The organism is Sphingopyxis sp. CR5 (assembly GCF_059693785.1).
Genome location: NZ_JCATIE010000011.1, coordinates 117991 through 137910, shown reverse-complemented (window position 1 = coordinate 137910; position 19920 = coordinate 117991). Strand labels below are relative to the sequence as shown.

Here is a 19920-nt window from a genome sequence, read left to right as displayed (position 1 = left end):
TCAGGTGAGTTCGGCGCGCACCAGTGCGGCGCCGTCGACCATCGCCTTCAGCTTCGCGAGGCTATGCTCGCGGCTGTGGTATTTCATGCCGCAGTCGGGTGCGATCCACAGGCGCTCGGCATCGACGTAGCGCAGCGCCTCGCGAATGCGGGCGGCGACGATTTCCGGGGTTTCCACCTCTGGAATCGACAAGTCGAGGACGCCGTACATGATTGTCTTGGTCGGCAGTTCGGCGAGGATCGCGGGATCGAGCCCGGGCTGCGCCGCCTCGATCGAGATCACGTCGATATCCGACGCTTCGAGTTCGGCCAGGAAGTCATAGGCCTTGGGCTTGGGGCCGGTCGCGCCGGCGCCGTGGTGGACCATCGCATAGCCGAAGCAGATGTGGAGCGCGGTCGTGCCCTCGACGCCATCGAGGGCGCGGTTGATCGCTTCGAGCGCATAGGCCTGCGCTTCGCCGGCGCGCGCCTGCAGATAGGGTTCGTCGAGCTGAACCACGTCGACCCCGGCCGCGAACAGGTCCTTGACCTCTGCATTGACGGCGTCGGCATAGTCCATCGCGAGCGCCCGCGCGTCGGGATAATAGCCGTTCTCCGCCTGCTGGGTCATCGTGAACGGACCGGGCAGGGTCAGCTTGACCGGTTTCGTCGAATGGCGACGGAGAAAGGCGGCGTCCTGCGCCTCGATCGGCGCCACGCGGCGGATCGGGCCGGAGACGAGCGGAACCGGATTCGCATTGCCCGTGCGGTCGATCGCGGTGCCGTGCTTTTCGGTGTGGATCCCCGAAAGCGCGGTCGCGAGGCGGTTCGAATAGCTTTCGCGGCGCATCTCGCCATCGCCGACGATGTCGATTCCGGCCTCTTCCTGGTCGCGGATCGCCATCAGCGTCGCGGCTTCCTGGGCGTCGGCGAGCCAGGGGCCCGGAATGCGCCACAGCGTTTCGGCGCGCACGCGCGGCGGCAGGCTGGCTTTCAGCCGTTCGCGATCGATCAGCCAGTCGGGTTGGGGATAGCTTCCGACGATCGTCGTCGGCAATATGGGGCGGTCGAACACGGCTGATCCTCTCGAATTTTTTGGGCTGGCCAAATATTTGCTTAGTATTCTATCTAATTCAAGATCAAACTGAGGTTGGGAGAGCGAAATGATCGACCTGGATGCCATTCGGACGCTGGCCGACATACCCGCGGCGCAGGCGAAAAAGCGCGGGCAGGCGGTCGCGGTGAAATTCGGCGCGCGCGAAACGAGTTTTGCCGAGCTCGACGCGCGATCGAATCGCGTCGCCCACGCGCTGATCGCGGCGGGGGTGGCGCCGGGCGACCGGGTGTCGGTGCTGACCAAGAATCACGATGCCTGGTATCCGCTCTTTTTCGGCACGGCCCGCGCCCGGGCGTGCCTCGCGCCGATAAACTGCCGCCTTGCAGCCGCCGAGATCGCCTTCATCTTGGGCGATGCGGCGCCGAAGCTGTTGTTCGTCGGCGAAGATTTCTTCGACACCGCGCTCGCGGCGGTCTCCGACCTTGCGGACAAGCCGCGGCTCGTCGCGCTCTATGGCGCGCATCCGGCCTTCGAACCGTTCGACGCATGGCTGGCCGACGCGCCGGCGACGCCCCCCGCCGACGCGCCGCGCCTCTCCGACGACGTGCTCCAGCTCTATACGAGCGGCACGACCGGACGCCCCAAGGGGGTGGTGCTCGCGAACAGGAATTATCGCCGCTTCCTCGAAATGGCGACCGAGGTCGACGGCTTCGCCTATGGCGAGGACGAGACGGTGATGATCGTCATGCCGCTGTTCCACGTCGCGGGGACGAACGTCAGCTTTTCGGGACTGGCGCAGGGCGGTCGGCTTGTGCTGGTCAAGGATTTCGTGGCTGGCGACGCGATCCGCATGATGACTGACGAGCGCGTCGCGCACGCCTTCCTGGCGCCCGCGATGATCCAGATGATGTTGCAGCAGCCCGAGGCGGAAGCCGGCGATTATTCGCAGCTTCGCTCGATCGCCTATGGCGCCTCGCCGATTGCCGAGGATGTGCTGCGCCGTGCGCGCGCAACCTTTGGCTGCGACTTCGTGCAATTCTATGGCATGACCGAAAGCTCCGGCGGCGGGTCGTATCTGTCGCCCGCGGCGCACGATCTTCCGGGCAAGCTGACCTCGTGCGGGCAACCGTGGCCGCAGACCGAGATGGCGATCCTCGATGGCGAAGGGCGGCCACTCGCCGACGGCGAGATCGGCGAGATCGCGATCCGCGGCGACATCGTGATGAAGGAATATTGGAACCGCGCCGAAGCCACCGCCGACACGGTGGTCGAAGGCTGGCTGCGCACCGGCGACGTCGGCTATCGCGACGCGGACGGCTTTTATTTCGTCCACGACCGGATCAAGGACATGATCGTGTCGGGCGGCGAGAATGTCTATCCGGCCGAGGTCGAGAGCGCGATCATGGGCTGCCCCGGCGTTGCCGATGTCGCGGTGATCGGGGTACCCGACGATAGATGGGGCGAGGCGGTGAAGGCGCTGATCGTCCCCGCCGCGGGCGCGCAGGTCGAAGCCGCCGACGTCATCGCCTGGGCGCGCGAGCGCATCGCCGCCTACAAGGCGCCGAAGAGCGTCGAGATCATCGCGGCATTGCCGCGCAATCCGTCGGGCAAGGTGCTTCGCCGCGAATTGCGCGCGCCCTATTGGGAAGGGCGCGAGCGCGCGGTGGGATAGAAGGCCGCCCTTGCCATCGCGGCGGCTTTTCCCCACATCGGCGGACATGAACGCTCCCAACCCGCCGCTGCGCGCCGCGATTGTGCCCGTCACCGCCTTTCAGCAGAATTGCACGCTGCTGTGGTGCACCGAAACCAACAAGGCGGCCTTCGTCGACCCCGGCGGTGACCTCGACAAGCTGAAGGATGCGGTGAAGCAGACCGGGGTAGAGGTCGAGAAGATCCTGATCACCCACGGGCACATGGACCATTGCGGCCAGGCGGGCGTGCTCGCGAAGGAACTGGGGGTCCCGATCGAGGGCCCGCACGAGGACGACCGCTTCTGGATCGAGCGGCTGGGCGAGGACGGGGCGCGCTTTGGCCTGACGGGCGAGGTGTTCGAGCCCGACCGCTGGCTGGGGGACGGCGACACGGTCACCGTCGGCAACCTCGTCATCGACGTCATCCATTGCCCGGGGCACACGCCGGGCCACGTCGTCTTCCATCACCAGCCCTCGAAGCTGGCGATCGTCGGCGATGTTCTGTTCCAGGGGTCGATCGGGCGCACCGATTTTCCGCGCGGCGACCACCAGCAGCTTTTGGCGTCGATCACGCAGAAGCTGTGGCCGCTCGGCGACGACACAGTGTTCCTGCCGGGACACGGGCCGCACAGCAGCTTCGCCGCCGAGCGCCGCACCAACCCCTTCGTCGGCGACGAAGCGTTGGCGTAGCGACGCCCCCGCTATTTCGGGGCGACGATTTCGGTTTCCTGGACCTCGGTCGCGACGATGGTCGTGGGGGTGAGGTAGACCGCGAGCAGCGCGGCGATCGCGAGGCCCGCCTGCACCAGCATCGTCACGAGGATGCCGACGCCGCGCGCCCAGGTCTTTCCGTCCATGCCGATCGCATGCAGGATGCGCGCGACCAGATAGACCGCGCCGGTCGCCCACAGCCAGATCGACGAGCCGAGGCCGAGTTCGACGAGGGCGAGCAGGATCAGGACGAAGGCGGTGTTCTCGACATAGTTGCTGTGCGCGCGCATGCGGCGGATCACGCGTTCGTTGCCGCCATCGCCGACCGAGACCTTTTCCTGGCCGCGCACGCGCCCGACGCGCATCGCGAGCCAGATGTTGAGCAGCGCCGCGCCCGCGGCGATCGTCAGGCTGATCGGCAACATCGTCATTTTCTTTCCCCTCCGTTCGGTCGCGCGCGGCGTCTTGCGCGCGATGGCTGCGCGAGATGTGGCAGCGTTGCCCGGACAGGGCAAGCGATCGAGCAGGGCTTGCCTTTGCGCCCAAAAACGCTATAGCCGCGCCCGATCCGGCACCCGACACCATCAGGCGTTGAGGCACCTTCCGGCGGAAGATTTTCCCGCAGAACGAGCGGGAACAGCCTTCGGCACGGCGGGCGGGCCAGTCGTTCCCCACTAGCGGGGATGACAAGTCCGGGTTCGCCGATTTGTGATAAACAGTTGAGAATACAGGATATATCATGGCCGTCCCCAAGCGAAAAACATCGCCCTCGAAGCGCGGCATGCGTCGCAGCCACGACGCCCTGAAGGTCGAAGCCTATCAGGAATGCCCGAACTGCGGCGAGCTGAAGCGTCCGCACAACCTCTGCAATGCCTGTGGCCACTACAACGGCCGCGAAGTGGTGTCGGTCGCCTAAGCACTAGCTGGAGGGCGTATCGATGAGCCTGACACCGCGAATCGCGATCGATGCGATGGGCGGTGACGTCGGCGTCCGCGTGATGTGCGCGGGCGCTGCGATGGCGCGCCACCAGCACGACGGCCTCCGCTTCCTGCTCGTCGGCGACGAGACGAGGATCAAGGCGGCGCTCGACAATCATCCGAACCTGCGCGCGGCGTCGGAGATCATCCACACCGACAAGGTGGTGTCGGGCGAGGACAAGCCGAGCCAGGCGCTGCGCAGCGGGCGCGGCAGTTCGATGGGACTCGCGATCGACGCGGTGAAGCGCGGCGACGCCGGCGGCGCGGTGTCGGCGGGCAACACCGGCGCGCTGATGGCGATGGCAAAGCTGGCGCTGCGCACGATGCCCGGTATCGACCGGCCCGCGCTAGCCGCGCTGCTGCCCTCGCTGGGCGACAATGACGTGGTGATGCTCGACTTGGGCGCCAACACCGATTGCGACGCCAACAATCTGGTCCAGTTCGCGGTGATGGGCGCGGCCTATGCGCGCACCGCGATGGGACTCGAGCGACCGCGCGTAGCGCTGCTCAATATCGGCACCGAAGAGCTGAAGGGTACCGACCAGATTCGCGACGCCGCCGCGATGCTGCGCGGTGCCGACGGCCTGCCGATGGACTTCACCGGTTTCATCGAGGGCGACAAGCTGTCGCGCGGCCACGTCGACGTCGTCGTCCACGACGGCTTTTCGGGCAATATCGCGCTGAAGACGATCGAGGGAACGGCGCGGTTCGTTACCGACCTGCTCCGCCGCGCCTTCACCTCGTCGGTGCGCTCGAAGATCGGGTTCCTGATCTCGCGCCCCGCGACCGACTTGCTGCGTCACCATCTGGACCCCAACAATCATAATGGCGCGGTGTTCCTGGGCCTGAACGGCGTCGTGCTGAAGAGCCACGGCAGCGCCGATGCGAAAGGCGTCGCCAATGCGGTGCATCTTTGCGCCGAGCTTGTCGAAAAGGATATCACGCGCCAGGTGACCGACGACCTTGCCAATTTCCGCCGCGAGAGCGCGGCGTGACGCGCCGCTCGATCCTGGCCGGAACCGGATCGGCGCTGCCGCGCACGCGCGTTTCGAACGCCCAACTGGCGACTCGTGTCGACACCAGCGACGAGTGGATCGTCGAACGCACCGGCATCCGCTTTCGCCACATCGCCGAACCCGACGAGACGACGGGCACGCTGGGCGCCGCGGCGGCGAAAGAGGCGCTGAAGGCCGCGGGACTGGAGCCCGCCGACATCGGGCTGATCATCGTCGCGACCGCGACCCCCGACAACACCTTTCCCGCGACCGCAACCAAGGTCCAGGCGCTGATTGGTGCGCCCGACTGTATCGCGTTCGACGTCGCGGCGGTGTGTTCGGGCTTCCTCTATGCCGTGTCGGTCGCCGATTCGATGCTGCGCACCGGAGCGGCGAAGCATGCGCTGGTGATCGGCAGCGAGACGTTCAGCCGCATCCTGGACTGGGAAGACCGCACGACGTGCGTGCTGTTCGGCGACGGGGCGGGCGCGGTGGTGCTGTCGGCCGAAGACGTCGACGACGACCGCGGCATCCTGGCGACGCGGCTACACGCCGAGGGCCAATATTGCGATATGCTCTATGTCGACGGTGGACCGTCGACCACGGGCACCGTCGGCCATGTCCGGATGCAGGGCCGCGAAGTGTTCCGTCATGCCGTCACCAACCTGGCAAGCGTGCTGGGCGAGGTCATGGCCGACGTCGGGCTGGCGCCCGAGGCGATCGACTGGATCGTGCCGCACCAGGCGAACAAGCGGATCATCGACGCCACCGCTAAAAAGCTGGGCCTGCCGCCCGATCGGGTGGTGCTGACCGTCGACCAGCACGCCAACACGTCGGCGGCGTCGGTGCCGCTGGCGCTCGACCTGGCGGTGCGCGACGGCCGTATCAAGCGGGGCGACCTGGTCGTGCTCGAGGCGATGGGCGGCGGCTTTACCTGGGGGGCGGCGGTCCTGCGCGTCTGATGCGCGGTGGGGGCAGAGGCGCCCGAAACGCGCCGCCGCTTCAACTCTTCCGTCCATCCATTTCAGTTTGGTGGATTTCTTCGCTTTTGTTACAAAAGCGTCAGGGACTCGTAGCGGTGGGGGACCAGACGAGGCCCGGTTCCGGTTTTCGCTTCAGGAGGGGAAGGGAATATCATGGCTGCAGGAACGCTTACCCGTGCCGACATCGCGGCGCGGATCAATCAGCAGGTGGGGCTGTCGCGCAATGAATCGGCGGCGATCGTCGAATCGATTCTCGCGCATATGTCCGATGCGCTGTCGGGCGGTCAGAATGTGAAGATTTCGGGCTTTGGCACCTTCGTGCTGCGCGACAAGGCGCAGCGGATCGGCCGCAATCCCAAGACCGGCATCGAGGTGCCGATCCTGCCGCGCCGCGTGATGACCTTTCGCGCGAGCCAGACGATGCGCGCGCGGGTGGCCGGCGGTTGACCGGGTAGCGGGCCATGTCGAACTCGGGAGAGGGTGACGGCAAGGCGGCTGGCGCGATGCTGGCGATCGGCGAACTGGCGGATCGGATCGGCGTCCCGACGCACGTTTTGCGGTACTGGGAAACGCGTTTTCCGCAACTGAAGCCGCTCCAGCGGTCCGGCCGGCGCCGCTATTACCGCGTCGCGGACGTGGCGCTGGCCGAACGCATCCACCATTTGTTGCACGTCCGGGGCTTTACCGTCGAAGGCGCGCGCAAGGCGTTGGCGGACGGAGGTGGTGACGGCCCTGCGGCCGAAGCTATGCCGCCGCCGCTCGATACCGCGAGCCCGCCGCAGCCGGCGCTTTCGGGCGTGTCGGTCCAGGCGCTGACGGCGCTGCGACAGCGGCTCGCCGCGGCGCTCGACGCCGCCTGACCGTCAGTCCATCGCGGGCGAAAGCGCAGGGTCGAGGTCGCGCGGGCGGATAAAATCGGCGATCCGCGCCTGTCCCACGTTGAGATCGCGCCAGTCGCCGATATCGAGTTCGAGCCGCGCGAGCGCCGAGGTCGGCAGCTTTTCCTCTACCTTTGCGCGGTGCGGATCGTCGGTCGAGTCGGGGACGAGCATCAGGATCAGGTCCTCCAGCCCCGGATTATGCCCTGCGATCAGCAGATGCTCCGCATCGCCGCCGGTGTCGCGAAGCACGTCGATGAGCGTCGCCGCCGACGCCAGATAGATGCGCCGGTCGAAATGCGGCTCCAGCGCGGCAAGGCCCGCCGCGGGCTGGAAGACGTCGAGCGTCTGGGTCACGCGAAGCGCCGGCGAGGCGACGATACGGTCGATCGCGAAACCCTGTCGCTTTGCATATTGGCCCACCAGGTCTGCCCCGCGCTCGCCCCGCCGGTTGATCGGGCGGTCGAAATCGCGCTCGACGGTCGCGTCCCAGCCCGATTTCGCATGGCGCAGGATAGACAAATTCTTCAAGACCGCTCCCCGTTATTCCTCTGAATCGACCGCCTTGTGCCGCAAACTCATGACGGTGAAAAGGCGGCATATGCGCTTTCGCGATGACGGACGTTGGCCGCCGCGACATGGTTCACCACCTCGTCGAGCGGCAGGCGGCGGATCGGCGTGCCGTCCGGAAAGGCGGAGAGCAATCGCGACGGAACCGACGGCGAGAGCATGACGAATTGCCCGAAATCGTCGGTGCGCCGGATCAGGCGGCCGAACGCCTGGCCGATCCGCCCGCGGATGACCATGTCGTCGTAGCGCGCGCCGCCCTGTGCGGCCCGGCGCGCGGCGTGCAGGATCGTCGGGCGCGGCCAGGGCACGCCCTCCATCACCACGAGGCGCAGCGATTCGCCGGGCACGTCGACGCCGTCGCGCAGGGCATCGGTGCCGAGCAGCGAAGCGTGCGGGTCGGCGCGGAAGATATCGACGAGCGTCCCGGTATCGAGCGGATCGACATGTTGGGCATAGAGCGGCAGGCCCGCGCGCGCGAGCCGGTCGGCGATGCGGGCGTGGACGATGCGCAGGCGCCGGATCGCGCTGAACAGGCCCAGCGCGCCGCCGCCCGACGCCTCGATCAGCCGGCTATAGGCGCCGGCGAGCGCGGGCAAGTCTCCGCGCGCGATGTCGGTGACGATCAGCACCTCCGACTGGCGGGCATAATCGAACGGGCTGGGCACCGCGAAGTGGCCGACGCTGGCGCCGATGTGGCGCGCCCCGGTGCGGATGTCGGCATCGTCCCAATCGTCGGCGCCGCGTCCGCCGCCGCGCAAGGTGGCCGAGGTGACGAGCACGCCCTGCGCCGGACGGTAGACGGCTTCGGCGACGGGGCGCGCGGGATCGAGCCAGTGGCGGTGGAGCCCGCAATCGAACTCGCGCCCGTCGTACCGGTCGACCGNGAGCACGCCCTGCGCCGGACGGTAGACGGCTTCGGCGACGGGGCGCGCGGGATCGAGCCAGTGGCGGTGGAGCCCGCAATCGAACTCGCGCCCGTCGTACCGGTCGACCGCGAGCCAGTCGACGAAATCGGGGTCGGCGGGACCGCCGACGCGCCCGAGCAGCGACAGCCAGCCGCCGAGCGTGTCGATTCGCGTTCCCAGGCTGTGCCGGGCCCCATCGACGCGCGCGCGCGCCTGACCGTCGAGCCAGTCGGGCGGGTCCTCGACGAGAGCATCGAGCCGCTTGCCGAGCGCCATCAGCGGGCGCAGCAACGCCTCGATCGCGTCGCTCGCCCCCGCCGCCGCGGCCACGAGGTCGGGGCCGGGGTCGGCAAGTTCGGTTTCGAGGCCATAGCCGCCGTCGGCGCTCTTCGGATCGGCGCTGCGTGCATAGACCTGCCCGCGCGCTGCGGCGAGCAACCGTTCGATCGCGCCCCAGGGCTGATTTTCGGCGAGGCGGCCCAGCCAGCCGTCGCCGGGAAGCTCGCCCGCCGCCTGGATCGCCGCCTGGATCGCCTTGTCGCCCGCCTCGTCATAGCTGGCGACGTCGGCGAGGCGCGCGGCGAGCCCGCGGCGCCGCCCGCGCGACTTGCCTTCGGGGCCGAGGACCCAGCGGCGGATCTCGACCGCTTCCTGTCCGGTCAGCGCGGTGGCGAACATCGAATCGGCGGCGTCCCACAGATGATGTCCCTCGTCGAAGATCAGCCGCGTCGCGGGGGCGCCCCCGTCCTGAGAATTTGGGCGCGGCCGTGCCGCCTGCACCATCGTCAGCGCGTGGTTGGCGATCACGATGTCGGCCTGCGCCGCGGCCCGGGTCGAGCGTTCGATGAAGCATTTGCGGAAATGCGGGCAGCCCGCATAGATACATTCGCCGCGGCGGTCGGTCAGCGCGGTGGTGCCGTTGCGGCGAAAGAGCGCGGGGAGCCAGCCGGGCAGGTCGCCGCCGATCATGTCGCCGTCGCGCGTATAGGCCGCCCAGCGCGCGACGAGTTGCGCCAGGATCGCGGCGCGGCCCGAAAAGCCGCCTTGCAGCGCGTCCTCCAGATTGAGCAGGCAGAGGTAGTTTTCGCGCCCCTTGCGCACCACGACCTTTTCGCGGTGAACCCGCGGGTCGGGGTAGAGGCGTTCGGTTTCGCGCGCCAACTGGCGTTGCAGCGCCTTGGTGAAGGTCGAGATGCAGATGCTGCCCGTGGCCTGGTCGATCCACTGTTTCGCCGGCGCGAGATAGCCGAGGGTCTTGCCGATCCCGGTCCCCGCCTCGGCAACCAGCATTTGCGGCGCATCCTTGCGCTGGCGCGGCGCGAAGATCGTCGCGGCGGTGCGGGCATAGTCGCGCTGGCCCGGACGGCGCTCGGCCCCGTCGCCCGTCAGCCGGTCGAGACGCGAGACGACGTCGTCGGCATTCAGCGTCACCTGACGCGGCTGCGGGCGCGGGGGCGCTTCCTCCCACTCGGGCAGGCGCGCGAACAGCCAGCGATCGGATGTCTCGGGAGCGTCGAGGCGTGGCTGGACCAGCGGCGCCCACGGCCAGCGCTGGCGCGCGAGCGACTGAAGACCGTGCCACGCGCCCTCGCGCTCGGGCCAGTCGGGATCGTCGAGCGCGCCGAGCATCGCGGCGGCGGCGCGCGGCAGGAAGGCGGCGACGGCCTCTTCGCTCGTGGGCGGGGCCAGCGCGAGCGCGGCGGCGAGTCCGGCCGGCGTCGGCACCGCGAAGCGCGCGGGATGGAGGAAGGCGAAAAGTTCGAGCAGGTCGAGCCCCGACAGCTCGGGATAGCCGAGACGGTCGCCGGTCAGCGGCGCGCCGAGCAGCAGGTGCGGGGTTGCCGCGACCGCCGCGATCGCCTCGCCGCGCCCGACGCGCTGTACCCGGCCGGCGGCATCGGACAGCCAGATGCCGACATGGCTCGCGTGGATCGCGGGAAGGGAGAGCGGATCGGGCGCCATCGCGCCACGCTAGGGACAAAAGGCGAACGCGGCAAGATATCTCGCCGGTATATCCCCAACTCTAATCCGTTCGTCCTGAGCTTGTCGAAGGACCGTTCTTCGCTTTTGCCAAGGTCGAGACCTTGTCCCAATCTCCTCGGGTCAACGCCATTTTCTTCGCGCGGCTCCAACCCTTGATCCGGCGTTCCGCTTCCAAAGCTTCGATGCGGGTTGGGAATTCTTGACTCCAGACCAGCACGACAGGAAGCTTGTCGGCGGTGAAGCCGGCAATCAAGCCGGATTCATGTTCGGCGACACGCCGCTGCAAGTCATCGGTGTGCCCGACATAGAATGCTCCGCCCCGGCAGTGGAGCATATAGGCCCAGAAGCTCGTCTCAGCGGTGTACAAAAAAGGACGGCCCTTCGACAAGCTCAGGGCGAATGGGGTTGGTGGATTCAGTTTAACCCGCGGCGCCCGAAGCCGGCGTGGCGCTGGCGGTGGAAGGCGGGCATCGGGGGCGTCGCGGTCGTCTCGCGCGCGCGTTCGAGCGCGCGGTAGAGCGGGCCGTGCGTGAGATCGTAGGGAAAGCGCACCCCCATGCGGTCGTGTTCGGCCCACATCACCACGGCATAGACGACCTGGCCCGCGAAATGGATTTCGCAGCGCGACCGTTCGGGAAGGCTCGCCCCGTCGATGCGCGCGCCGCCTTCGGACAGGTCGGCGATCCGGCCCTCGATATGGTTGAGGACGCCGTTCACCGTCACGTCGAGATCGACGGCGGTGCGGCGATACGTGCGCGGGCGGCGGGGCGGCATGCTGGTCATGCGGCGACGCTAGGCCCGACATGGTAAATTTCCCGTAACCATGATCGCGGCGGGCGCGGTGCGCGATTAGGGGTTCGATTCGCTGCCGCATGCGGCTATGGCGCGCGCCATGACCGACATGCACCTCCTCCCGTCGCTGCGCGAACCCGCGCAAACGTCCAAGGCCTGGCCGTTCGAGGAAGCGCGCAAGCTGGTCAAACGCTATCCGCAAGGCAAGCCCGGCGGCGAGCCGGTGCTGTTCGAAACGGGCTATGGTCCGTCGGGCCTGCCGCATATCGGCACTTTCAACGAAGTGCTGCGCACGACGATGGTCCGGCGCGCCTATGAAACACTCACCGCCAAGGAATCGGGGGCGAGCGCGCCGACGCGCCTCGTGGCGTTCAGCGACGACATGGACGGACTGCGCAAGGTCCCCGACAACGTTCCGCGGCCCGAAATGCTGCGCGAATATCTGGGCAAGCCGCTGACCGCGATCCCCGATCCGTTCGGCAAATATGAAAGTTTCGCCCATCACAACAATGCGATGCTGCGCGAATTCCTCGACCGCTTCGGGTTCGATTACGAGTTCGTCAGTTCGACCGAACGCTATCGCTCGGGCGCGTTCGACGCGGCGCTGAAGACTGTCCTGCGCCACAATCAGGATATTCTGGACATCATGCTGCCGACGCTGCGTGCCGAGCGCGCCGCGACCTATTCGCCGATCCTGCCGGTCAGCCCGAAGTCGGGGATAGTGCTTCAGGTGCCCGTCACCGTCGTCGATGCCGACGCCGGCCTCGTGTCGTTCGAGGATGAGGGCGAGACGATCACGCACAGCATCCTCGGCGGCGGCGCGAAGCTGCAATGGAAGGTCGACTGGGCGATGCGCTGGGTCGCGCTGGGCGTCGATTACGAGATGTACGGCAAGGATCTGACCGACAGCGGCGTCCAGTCGGGCAAGATCGCGCGCGCGCTCGGCGGGCGCAAGCCCGAGGGACTGATCTACGAGATGTTCCTCGACGAAAAGGGCGAGAAGATTTCGAAGTCGAAGGGCAACGGCCTGTCGATCGAGCAATGGCTGAGCTATGGCAGCGAGGAAAGCCTGGCCTTTTACGCCTATCGCGAGCCGAAGGCGGCGAAGCAGCTCCACATCGGCGTGATCCCGAAGGCGGTCGACGAATATCTGCAGATGCGCGGCACTTACCCGGCGCAGGAGACCGACAAGAAGCTGGGCAACCCCGTGTACCACGTCCATGTCGCGCGCGGCGAGGATGTGCCGGACGCGGTGCTGCCGGTGACCTTTGGGCTGTTGCTCAACCTGGTGGGGGTGATGGGGGCCGATGCGTCGAAGGACCAGATCTGGCGCTATCTGGGCCAGTATGTCGAGGGCGCCGATGCGGCGACCTGGCCTGAACTCGACCGGCTGATCGACAATGCGATGGCGTATAATCGCGACTATGTCGCGCCGACGCTGAAGCGCCGGAAGCCGCAAGGCGGCGAGGGCGCGGCGCTGAAGGCGCTCGACGCCAAGCTCGCGGCGCTGCCCGCCCATGCGTCGGCCGACGATATCCAGAATATCGTGTACGAGATCGGCAAGGACGAAGCCTATGGCTTCGACAATCTGCGCGACTGGTTCCGGGCGCTGTACGAGACGTTGCTCGGGTCGAGCGCCGGGCCGCGCATGGGTAGCTTCATCGCACTGTTCGGGATCGACAATACGCGGCGGCTGATCGCCGAGGCATTGGCATGAGCGACGTGATCGAAATCTTCACCACCGGCGGCACGATAGACAAGGTCTATTTCGACGCGCTGAGCGAATTCCAGATCGGCCCCGCGGCGATCCCAGACATGCTGCGCGAGAATAATGTCCTCGTCCCGCATCGGGTGACGCAACTGATGCGGAAGGACAGTCTGGAACTGGACGACGCCGACCGCGAGGCGATCCGCGCCGCGGTGGCGACGAGCGATGCCGCGCATATCCTGGTCACCCACGGCACCGACACGATGGTGACGACGGGGCGCGTGCTCCAGTCGATCCCCGGCAAGACGATCGTGATGACCGGTGCTATGCAGCCCGCGTCGGTGCGCGCGAGCGATGCCGAGTTCAACGTCGGCTTTGCGCTCGCGGCGGTGCAGACGCTGCCGCCCGGCGTCTATGTCGCGATGAACGGGATGATTTTCGACCCCGCGACGACGGTGAAGGACCGCGCGGGCGCGCGTTTCGTCGCCGACGCGTGACCGCTTAGCCCCTTGCCGTGACCTGTCGCAGCACGGCGGCATAGCCCGGCGCGATCGTCATCGATTCGTGCTTGCCGGCGCGGCCGAGCGCGGCGTGGACCTGGGGCAGGCGATAACAGGGCACCCCCATGAACAGATGATGTTCGGCATGGTAATTCACCCAATATGGAGCGACCGTCGCGCGCTCCAGCCAGTTCGCGCGGGTGGTGCGCGCGTGGGTGAAGGGATCGTCGCTGCCCGTCGTCGTACAGGCATGTTCGGCGATGTTGCGGATGCGCAAATAGAGCTGAAAGCTCGTTGCGAGCCCGGCGAGCCAGAGCAGATACGGCGTCCAGCCATAGAGCAGCAGCGAGGTCGACAGCAGCACCGCCTGAACAAGCAGGAAGCGCCCGAACGCGCGCTTCACCGCCATCGCGCCGGCGATGTCGGCGGTCGGTGACGTCATGCCGTCGTCCGACTGCCTGTTGAACGGCGTCCCCGCGCGGGTGCCGCCGCGCCCGCCCGGGTTATCGCCGCGCAGCATCGCCTTCAGGCCGACGAGCGCGTAGCGGACCTGCGCCGCGCGCTGCTTCGCGAAGGTCCGGCCGGTCAGGTCGCGCGCCGCCTTGCGCCACAGGCTTGCGCGCGTCGTGGGAAAGGGCTTCGAGAGCGACAGGTCGGGATCTTCGGCCTGCTGCGTGTATTTGTGATGCTGGAGGTGATAGGTGCGATAGGCGATCAGGTCCGAGCCCGTCGCCGCGCCGGTCAGCCACTGACCGAGGAAATTGTTGATCTTGCGGTTCGGATGCAGCGCGCCGTGCGCGGCGTCGTGCATCAGAATCGCGAGCCCGAGCTGGCGCCCGCCGACGAAGACGATCGCGAGCAACCACGCCGCCGGATTGTGTAACCAGGCCGCGACGCCGACGAGCGCGATACTGACGATCCAGGCATGCGCGACGAGCCAAAGGCCGCGCCACCGCGAGGCACGGGTGATCGCCGCCCATTCGGCGCGGTCGAAAAAGCGGTCGGGAGGCAAGAGGCGAACGGCGGGCATGGCGCCTGCATAACAAGTTGCGAAGCGAAACCAAAGTCCTTCCGTCGGAACGGACGCGCGCTCCACTGGGGCCCCTGCGTCGGCCCCGCGGGCTGCCGCCTTCCCATCGCTGTGCGACAGGGAGGATCATGGCGAACCCCTGATCCTGTCATCGTCCATTATGGCACAGAATCGGGGCGATTCATCCTTTGGACATAAGGATTTGGAAACCCCTTTCTGACAGGGCTGCAACCCGTTGCGAACAGCAGGGAATATCGGATTTTGGGGGGCAAGGAGACGATATTGCGATCGGTCGCGCGGACGGCGGACGGCGAGGAAACGCTGTTCGATTCGCCGGTCTTTATCGCGCGCCTGCTGCGCGTCGCCCAATTGTGGCATTATGTGCTGATCGCGCGCGTGCTCGCCTTTCTGTCCTTTGCCGTCTTTCCGGGTGTCGCGGGCTTCCTCGCGTCGGGCTGGAGCCTTGCCGCGATGGTCGCGGGCGGGGCGTGCGACCTGGTGCTGACAGTCGCCGGCCAGCTCGTCCGCACCCGCCCCGGCCATGCGGTCCGACGCTTGCGGAGGCCGGCGATGCTGGCGCTGCCGCTGATCGCGCTGGGGACGCTGCTGAGTTCGGCGGTCCTGTTCGCCGCGGTCGCGGTGCCGGAAAAGCGTCAGTATTTCGACGCCTTCACCGCGATCCAGCTGGGCGCGATCCTGGTCGCGGCGTCGGCGTCGTCGATCACGCGACCGGCCTTTTTCGCCTTTGCCGGCGCGACCGCACTGGGCGGCGCGATCGGGATCGCGTCGTGGCCGTTCGCCATCGCCGGGATGATGTTTCTCGGCCTGCTGGTCGTGATGATGCGCGAGGATATCCGGCATCAGCGCCGCGCGACCCGCGCCGGGCGCATTGCGGTGGGCGAACAGCAACGCGCGCTGAACCTCGTGCGCGATTTCGAGCGCGCAGGGCGTGGCTGGTTCTGGGAAACCGACCGTTATGGGCAGCTTGTCTATATCTCGCCGACCATCGCCGCCAAGCTGGAACGCCCGATGCCCGAGCTGCTCGGCCGCCCCTTTACCGATATCATCCGCAAGCGCGTCGGCAAGGAAGACAATGAGGAGCGGACGCTGGGGTTCAGCCTGTCGTCGCGGACGCCGTTCAAGGAGTTGACGGTGCAGGCGGCGGTGCCCGGCGAAGAACGCTGGTGGTCGATTTCGGGCCATCCGATCAGCAATGCGCTAGGCAATTTCCAGGGTTTTCGCGGAAGCGGCACCGACCTGACCGAAAAGAAGAGGTCCGAGCGCGAGATCAACCAGCTCGCCCGATACGATACGCTGACGGGGCTGGCGAACCGCCTCCACATCACCGACCTGCTCGACCGCGCGCTGAAGAATCACATGGGGCAGGCGCAGCCGTGTGCGCTGCTGCTGCTCGACCTCGACCGGTTCAAGGCGGTCAACGATACGCTGGGCCATCCGGTCGGCGACCAGCTGCTCCAGCAGGCCGCGGGGCGGTTGACGCAGATCATCGGCGACAAGGGGCAGGTCGGCCGCCTGGGCGGCGACGAATTCCAGATCGTGCTGCCGCAGATCACCCAGCCCGAAAAGCTGGCGAGCATCGCCAATGCTATCATCCTGAGCCTGGCCAAGCCCTTTGCGATCGAGGGCGAGCAGGTGCGGATCGGCTCGTCGGTCGGCATCGCGGTGTCGAACGGCGAGGGGTTGAGCGGGGCGTCGCTGGTGCGCAACGCCGACCTTGCCCTGTACGCCGCAAAAGATGCCGGGCGAGGCGTGTACCGCTTTTATGCCGATGCGATGCACAACCAGGCGAGCGAGCGCAAGGCAATCGAGGACGCGCTGCGCGACGCGCTGGCGAAGGACGAGCTGACGCTGCACTATCAGCCGATCGTCGACGTGGAGCGCGAGAAGATCACAGGCTTTGAGGCCCTGATCCGCTGGCGGCGCGCCGACGGCGGTGTGGTGAGCCCGTCGAAGTTCATCCCGGTCGCGGAGGAATCCAATCTGATCGTCCCGATCGGCGAATGGATCATCCGCACCGCGTGCGATGCGATCGCGCGTCTGGGGCCGGAGTATCGCGTCGCGGTCAACGTCTCTCCGCGGCAGTTCGGCAATGAAAAGCTGCCCGCGACGATCCTGAGCGCGGTGTCGGCATCGGGCATCGAACCCGCGCAGCTCGAACTGGAGATTACCGAGGGCGTGTTCCTGGACGAAAGCCCCGAGAATCTGGCGATGTTCCAGCGGTTGAAGCGCACCGGCGTAAGGCTTGCGCTCGACGATTTCGGCACCGGTTATTCGGCGCTCGGCTATCTGAAGAAGGCGCCGTTCGACAAGATCAAGATCGACCAGAGCTTCGTGCTGGGGGCGGCCGACATAAACAGCATGAACGCGGCGATCATTTCGTCGATCGTCGGCCTTGCCACCGCGCTCGACATGGAAACCACCGCCGAGGGCGTCGAAACGCATGACGACCTGGCGCTCGTCCGCCGGCTCGGATGCAGCCATGTCCAGGGCTATATCTATGGCAAGCCGATGGACCTTGCCGAAGTGCTCGCGCTGATCGCCGAGGATGGCGGGCGGGTCGTCGCCCGCGGATACAAGAGCGCCCGGGCGCCGCGGCGACATATCCTGCGGACGATCGAAGTGACGAGCGGCGGCTATAGCTATGAAGCGATCGTGCGCAATGTCTCGTCGGGCGGCGCGCTGGTCGAAGGGTTGTGGAACGTGCCGGCGGATACGCCGATGACGCTGGCCTTCGGGCCCGGTCTGGTGGTCGAGGCGCGGGCGCGCTGGTCGCGCGAAAACCGGGTCGGGGTGCAGTTCGCCGCGGCGGTCGACCTCGACACGCTGATCGGCAAGGGCGATGGGGCGAGGCCCGCCGCCCCGCGCCCCGCGATCGGCCGCGCGGCCTGAGGGGCGGGGCCCTAGTCGGCGATACGGCCGCGCGCCATCACCCAGTCGACCGATTCGAGCGTGGTCACATCCGACAGCGGATCGCCCGACACCGCGATGATGTCGGCCGACAGACCCGGTGCGAGGCGACCGACCTGATCCTCCATCGACAGCAGGCGTGCCGCGACGCTGGTCGCGCTCGCCAGCGCCTCGCGCGGGGTCAGCCCGGCCTTGACGAGCAGCGCGAATTCGCCCGCATTGCGCCCATGTTCGAACACGCCGGCGTCGGTGCCGAACGCGATCGGAACGCCGAGCGCCTTGGCCTTGCCGACCGCCTGCCCGACCTTGCCAAGCGTCATGCGGACCTTTTCCTCGACGGTGGGGGTATAGATTCCCTTGCCGAGCCGCTCGCGCACCCCCTCGAACGCCATCAGCGTCGGGACGAGGTAGGTGCCCTTCGCCTTCATCGCCGCGAGCGCCGCGTCGTCGGCGAAGGTGCCATGCTCGATACTGTCGATTCCCGCCGCGGCGGCGGCTTCGATACCGCGCGCCCCATGGGCGTGGGCCATGACCTTGAGGCCCAGCGAATGCGCGGTTTCGGCGATGCTTTCCATTTCCGCGTTGGTGAAATGCGCGCCGAGTCCGCGGCCCTGTTGCGACAGGACGCCGCCGGTCGCGGTGATTTTTATGACGTCGGCGCCGGCGCGCGACGCCTTGCGGACCTTTTCGGCGCATTCGACCGCACCGGTGCAGGTATAGCCCTGGTCGAGCACGGCATGGATATCCTCGCGGAAGCCCGTGGTGTCGCCATGACCGCCGACGATCGAGAGCGGCGGTCCGGCGGCGACGATCCGCGGGCCTTCGATCAGACCCTCGGCGGTGCCGCGACGCAGCGAAAAAGCGGTATACTGTGCCGAACCGGCTTCGCGGACCGTGGTGAAGCCCGCCCTGAGCGTCAGCCGCGCATTCTTGGCGCCGACGACGACGCCCCATTCGTCGGGGTCGACCGCGTCGTTGCGGAAGTCGCCGCCCGGATCGCCGGTGAGGTGGACGTGAAGGTCGATCAGGCCGGGAAGCACCGTCTTGTCGCCGAGATCGACGATCTCTGCCCCCGCGGGCGCGGCGGCGCGGCCGGGCGTGATCGACGAAATGCGGTCGTCGATCACGACGATCGTCGACGGACCCTGCGCGGGCTTGTCGGCGTCGGCGATCAGATGGCCGGCATAGATGACGGTCGTTTTTGCCCGGGCGTCGCCCCCGGCGAAGGCGGCCAGCGCCGCGGCAGCGGCGAGCATGAACCCTGTACGCATTGGCTTTCCCCCCTGTTGTCGGCCGCGATGGTGGCGCGTCGGGACGGGGAGGGCAAGGGCATAAAAGAAGGGCCGGCACGGGGCCGGCCCTCCAGTAGGCTTCCGGTAACCGAAAGGAATATTACCAGAAGAAATCGTAGATCACGTCGACCACGCGGCCCGAGTAGACGTCGACGAGTAGCGCGTCGTCATAATAGCGCACCCAGCGATAATTGCCGTAGGCCGGCGGCAGGCGGTAATACCAGGGATCGTTGATCCAGTACCGCTGGCCATAATAGAGCGACCCAAGCGTGAAGCCGATGCTGAAGCGGGTATAGCCGCGGTTGCGATAGGGCGAATAATAGCGCGGCAGGCGATAGTAGCTGCGGTGCGCATTGCGGTAGTTGCGCCAGTCGTAGCGGCGATCGTGGCGCCAGTCGCGGCTCCAGTTGCGGTGCCGCGTGTCGCGATACCGATTGTCGTTGCGCCGGTCGTTCCGGTCCCACCGCCGATCGTCGCGCCGGTCGTTGCGGTTCCAGTTGCGGTTGTCGCGGCGATCGCGGTCATAGCGCTGGCGCTCGGCCTGGTTGCGGTTCCACTGCTGCTGGCGATGGGTGCGATTGCCATCGTAGCTGCGGCGCTGTTCGGTGCGTGTGCGGTCGCCGCGCCGATCATTGCCGCGCCAGCGGTTCGCGTCGCCGCTCCGCTGCGGGCGTTGCACCGCCTGGCGCTGGACGTTGCGTTGCTGGGTCTGCGGCCGTTCGGTCCGGCGCTGCTGATAGGCGGGGCGCGACGACCGCTCGGGCCGCGCTTCGCCGCGATTGCTGCGCGGCGCACTCGAACGGTGGCCGCGCTCGCCGCGATCGGCGCTGTGGCTGCGCGGGCTGTCTGGGCGCGCAAAGGCGGGGGTCATGGGGGTGAGGACTGTTGCCGCCATCAGCAACCCTCCGAATAGCTTCTTCATCTGCCAGTCTCCATCCTGT

The 19920-nt window shown here is 67.4% G+C and carries 18 protein-coding genes and 2 pseudogenes; 10 read left to right on the top strand and 10 right to left on the bottom strand.

The window, feature by feature from the left end; genetic code table 11:
* A complete protein-coding gene (locus AC58D2_RS16850) occupies positions 1-1161 on the bottom strand; it encodes a uroporphyrinogen decarboxylase family protein (RefSeq protein ID WP_497392221.1) in 1161 nt (386 codons plus the stop codon).
* Between AC58D2_RS16850 and AC58D2_RS16845 the strand changes: the two genes are divergently transcribed.
* Both AC58D2_RS16845 and AC58D2_RS16840 read left to right on the top strand, forming a co-directional pair.
* Positions 1142-2707 (top strand): long-chain-fatty-acid--CoA ligase, encoded by a 1566-nt coding sequence (locus tag AC58D2_RS16845; protein WP_497392219.1) that lies wholly within the window; start codon positions 1142-1144, stop codon positions 2705-2707. The genes AC58D2_RS16850 and AC58D2_RS16845 overlap by 20 nt on opposite strands.
* Before the next feature lie 46 nt (positions 2708-2753).
* Complete coding sequence (locus AC58D2_RS16840; RefSeq protein WP_497392217.1) at positions 2754-3416, top strand: MBL fold metallo-hydrolase; 663 nt, start codon at positions 2754-2756, stop codon at positions 3414-3416.
* An 11-nt stretch (positions 3417-3427) separates the two neighbouring features.
* On the opposite strand, the gene AC58D2_RS16835 is transcribed toward AC58D2_RS16840, so the two are convergent.
* Positions 3428-3868, bottom strand: coding sequence for an MAPEG family protein (locus AC58D2_RS16835; RefSeq protein ID WP_497392215.1), 441 nt, complete (start codon positions 3866-3868; stop codon positions 3428-3430).
* Positions 3869-4176: 308 nt separating this feature from the next.
* Between AC58D2_RS16835 and rpmF the strand changes: the two genes are divergently transcribed.
* The 5 genes from rpmF to AC58D2_RS16810 all read left to right on the top strand — a co-directional run bounded on the left by rpmF (position 4177) and on the right by AC58D2_RS16810 (position 7253).
* Positions 4177-4353: a 50S ribosomal protein L32 gene (gene rpmF, locus AC58D2_RS16830; protein WP_089217142.1), complete on the top strand. Its 177-nt coding sequence runs from the start codon at positions 4177-4179 to the stop codon at positions 4351-4353.
* Positions 4354-4375: 22 nt separating this feature from the next.
* Positions 4376-5410 (top strand): phosphate acyltransferase PlsX, encoded by a 1035-nt coding sequence (gene plsX / locus AC58D2_RS16825; protein ID WP_497392213.1) that lies wholly within the window; start codon positions 4376-4378, stop codon positions 5408-5410.
* Positions 5407-6372, top strand: a complete 966-nt coding sequence (locus AC58D2_RS16820) for a beta-ketoacyl-ACP synthase III (RefSeq protein ID WP_497392211.1) — start codon at positions 5407-5409, stop codon at positions 6370-6372. Before plsX ends, AC58D2_RS16820 begins: the two co-directional genes overlap by 4 nt.
* 174 nt (positions 6373-6546) lie before the next feature.
* On the top strand, positions 6547-6840 hold the full coding sequence (locus tag AC58D2_RS16815) for an integration host factor subunit alpha (protein ID WP_497392209.1): 294 nt from the start codon (positions 6547-6549) through the stop codon (positions 6838-6840).
* Between the two features lie 14 nt (positions 6841-6854).
* Positions 6855-7253 carry a MerR family transcriptional regulator gene (locus tag AC58D2_RS16810; RefSeq protein WP_497392207.1) on the top strand — a complete coding sequence of 133 codons (399 nt, stop codon included), beginning with the start codon at positions 6855-6857 and terminating at the stop codon, positions 7251-7253.
* A 3-nt stretch (positions 7254-7256) separates the two neighbouring features.
* On the opposite strand, the gene AC58D2_RS16805 is transcribed toward AC58D2_RS16810, so the two are convergent.
* The 5 genes and pseudogenes from AC58D2_RS16805 to AC58D2_RS16785 all read right to left on the bottom strand — a co-directional run bounded on the left by AC58D2_RS16805 (position 7257) and on the right by AC58D2_RS16785 (position 11512).
* Positions 7257-7802, bottom strand: a complete 546-nt coding sequence (locus tag AC58D2_RS16805; RefSeq protein ID WP_497392205.1) for a SixA phosphatase family protein — start codon at positions 7800-7802, stop codon at positions 7257-7259.
* Positions 7803-7849: 47 nt separating this feature from the next.
* Positions 7850-8689: pseudogene (locus tag AC58D2_RS16800) on the bottom strand (helicase C-terminal domain-containing protein); the annotation flags it as partial.
* 57 nt (positions 8690-8746) lie between these two features.
* Positions 8747-10708, bottom strand: a pseudogene (locus tag AC58D2_RS16795) (ATP-dependent DNA helicase); the annotation flags it as partial.
* A gap of 61 nt (positions 10709-10769) precedes the next feature.
* Entirely contained in the window at positions 10770-11117 is a 348-nt protein-coding gene (locus AC58D2_RS16790; protein WP_497392203.1) for a GIY-YIG nuclease family protein, read from the bottom strand.
* Between the two features lie 26 nt (positions 11118-11143).
* Positions 11144-11512 carry a PilZ domain-containing protein gene (locus AC58D2_RS16785; protein WP_497392201.1) on the bottom strand — a complete coding sequence of 123 codons (369 nt, stop codon included), beginning with the start codon at positions 11510-11512 and terminating at the stop codon, positions 11144-11146.
* Between the two features lie 109 nt (positions 11513-11621).
* On the opposite strand from AC58D2_RS16785, the gene AC58D2_RS16780 reads away from it, so the two are divergent.
* The gene (locus AC58D2_RS16780; RefSeq protein WP_497392199.1) at positions 11622-13238 is read left to right on the top strand and encodes a lysine--tRNA ligase; all 1617 of its coding nucleotides are present in this window, start codon (positions 11622-11624) and stop codon (positions 13236-13238) included.
* A gap of 5 nt (positions 13239-13243) precedes the next feature.
* Positions 13244-13726, top strand: coding sequence for an asparaginase domain-containing protein (locus AC58D2_RS16775; RefSeq protein WP_497392244.1), 483 nt, complete (start codon positions 13244-13246; stop codon positions 13724-13726).
* 4 nt (positions 13727-13730) lie between these two features.
* Here AC58D2_RS16775 and AC58D2_RS16770 read toward each other — a convergent pair whose 3' ends face one another.
* Complete coding sequence (locus AC58D2_RS16770) at positions 13731-14759, bottom strand: fatty acid desaturase family protein (RefSeq protein WP_497392197.1); 1029 nt, start codon at positions 14757-14759, stop codon at positions 13731-13733.
* Positions 14760-15041: 282 nt separating this feature from the next.
* On the opposite strand from AC58D2_RS16770, the gene AC58D2_RS16765 reads away from it, so the two are divergent.
* Complete coding sequence (locus AC58D2_RS16765; RefSeq protein ID WP_497392195.1) at positions 15042-17669, top strand: EAL domain-containing protein; 2628 nt, start codon at positions 15042-15044, stop codon at positions 17667-17669.
* Between the two features lie 11 nt (positions 17670-17680).
* Here AC58D2_RS16765 and AC58D2_RS16760 read toward each other — a convergent pair whose 3' ends face one another.
* Positions 17681-18958 carry a metal-dependent hydrolase family protein gene (locus AC58D2_RS16760; RefSeq protein ID WP_497392193.1) on the bottom strand — a complete coding sequence of 426 codons (1278 nt, stop codon included), beginning with the start codon at positions 18956-18958 and terminating at the stop codon, positions 17681-17683.
* A gap of 121 nt (positions 18959-19079) precedes the next feature.
* Positions 19080-19901, bottom strand: a complete 822-nt coding sequence (locus tag AC58D2_RS16755) for an RcnB family protein (RefSeq protein WP_497392191.1) — start codon at positions 19899-19901, stop codon at positions 19080-19082.
* Positions 19902-19920: the final 19 nt, after the last annotated feature.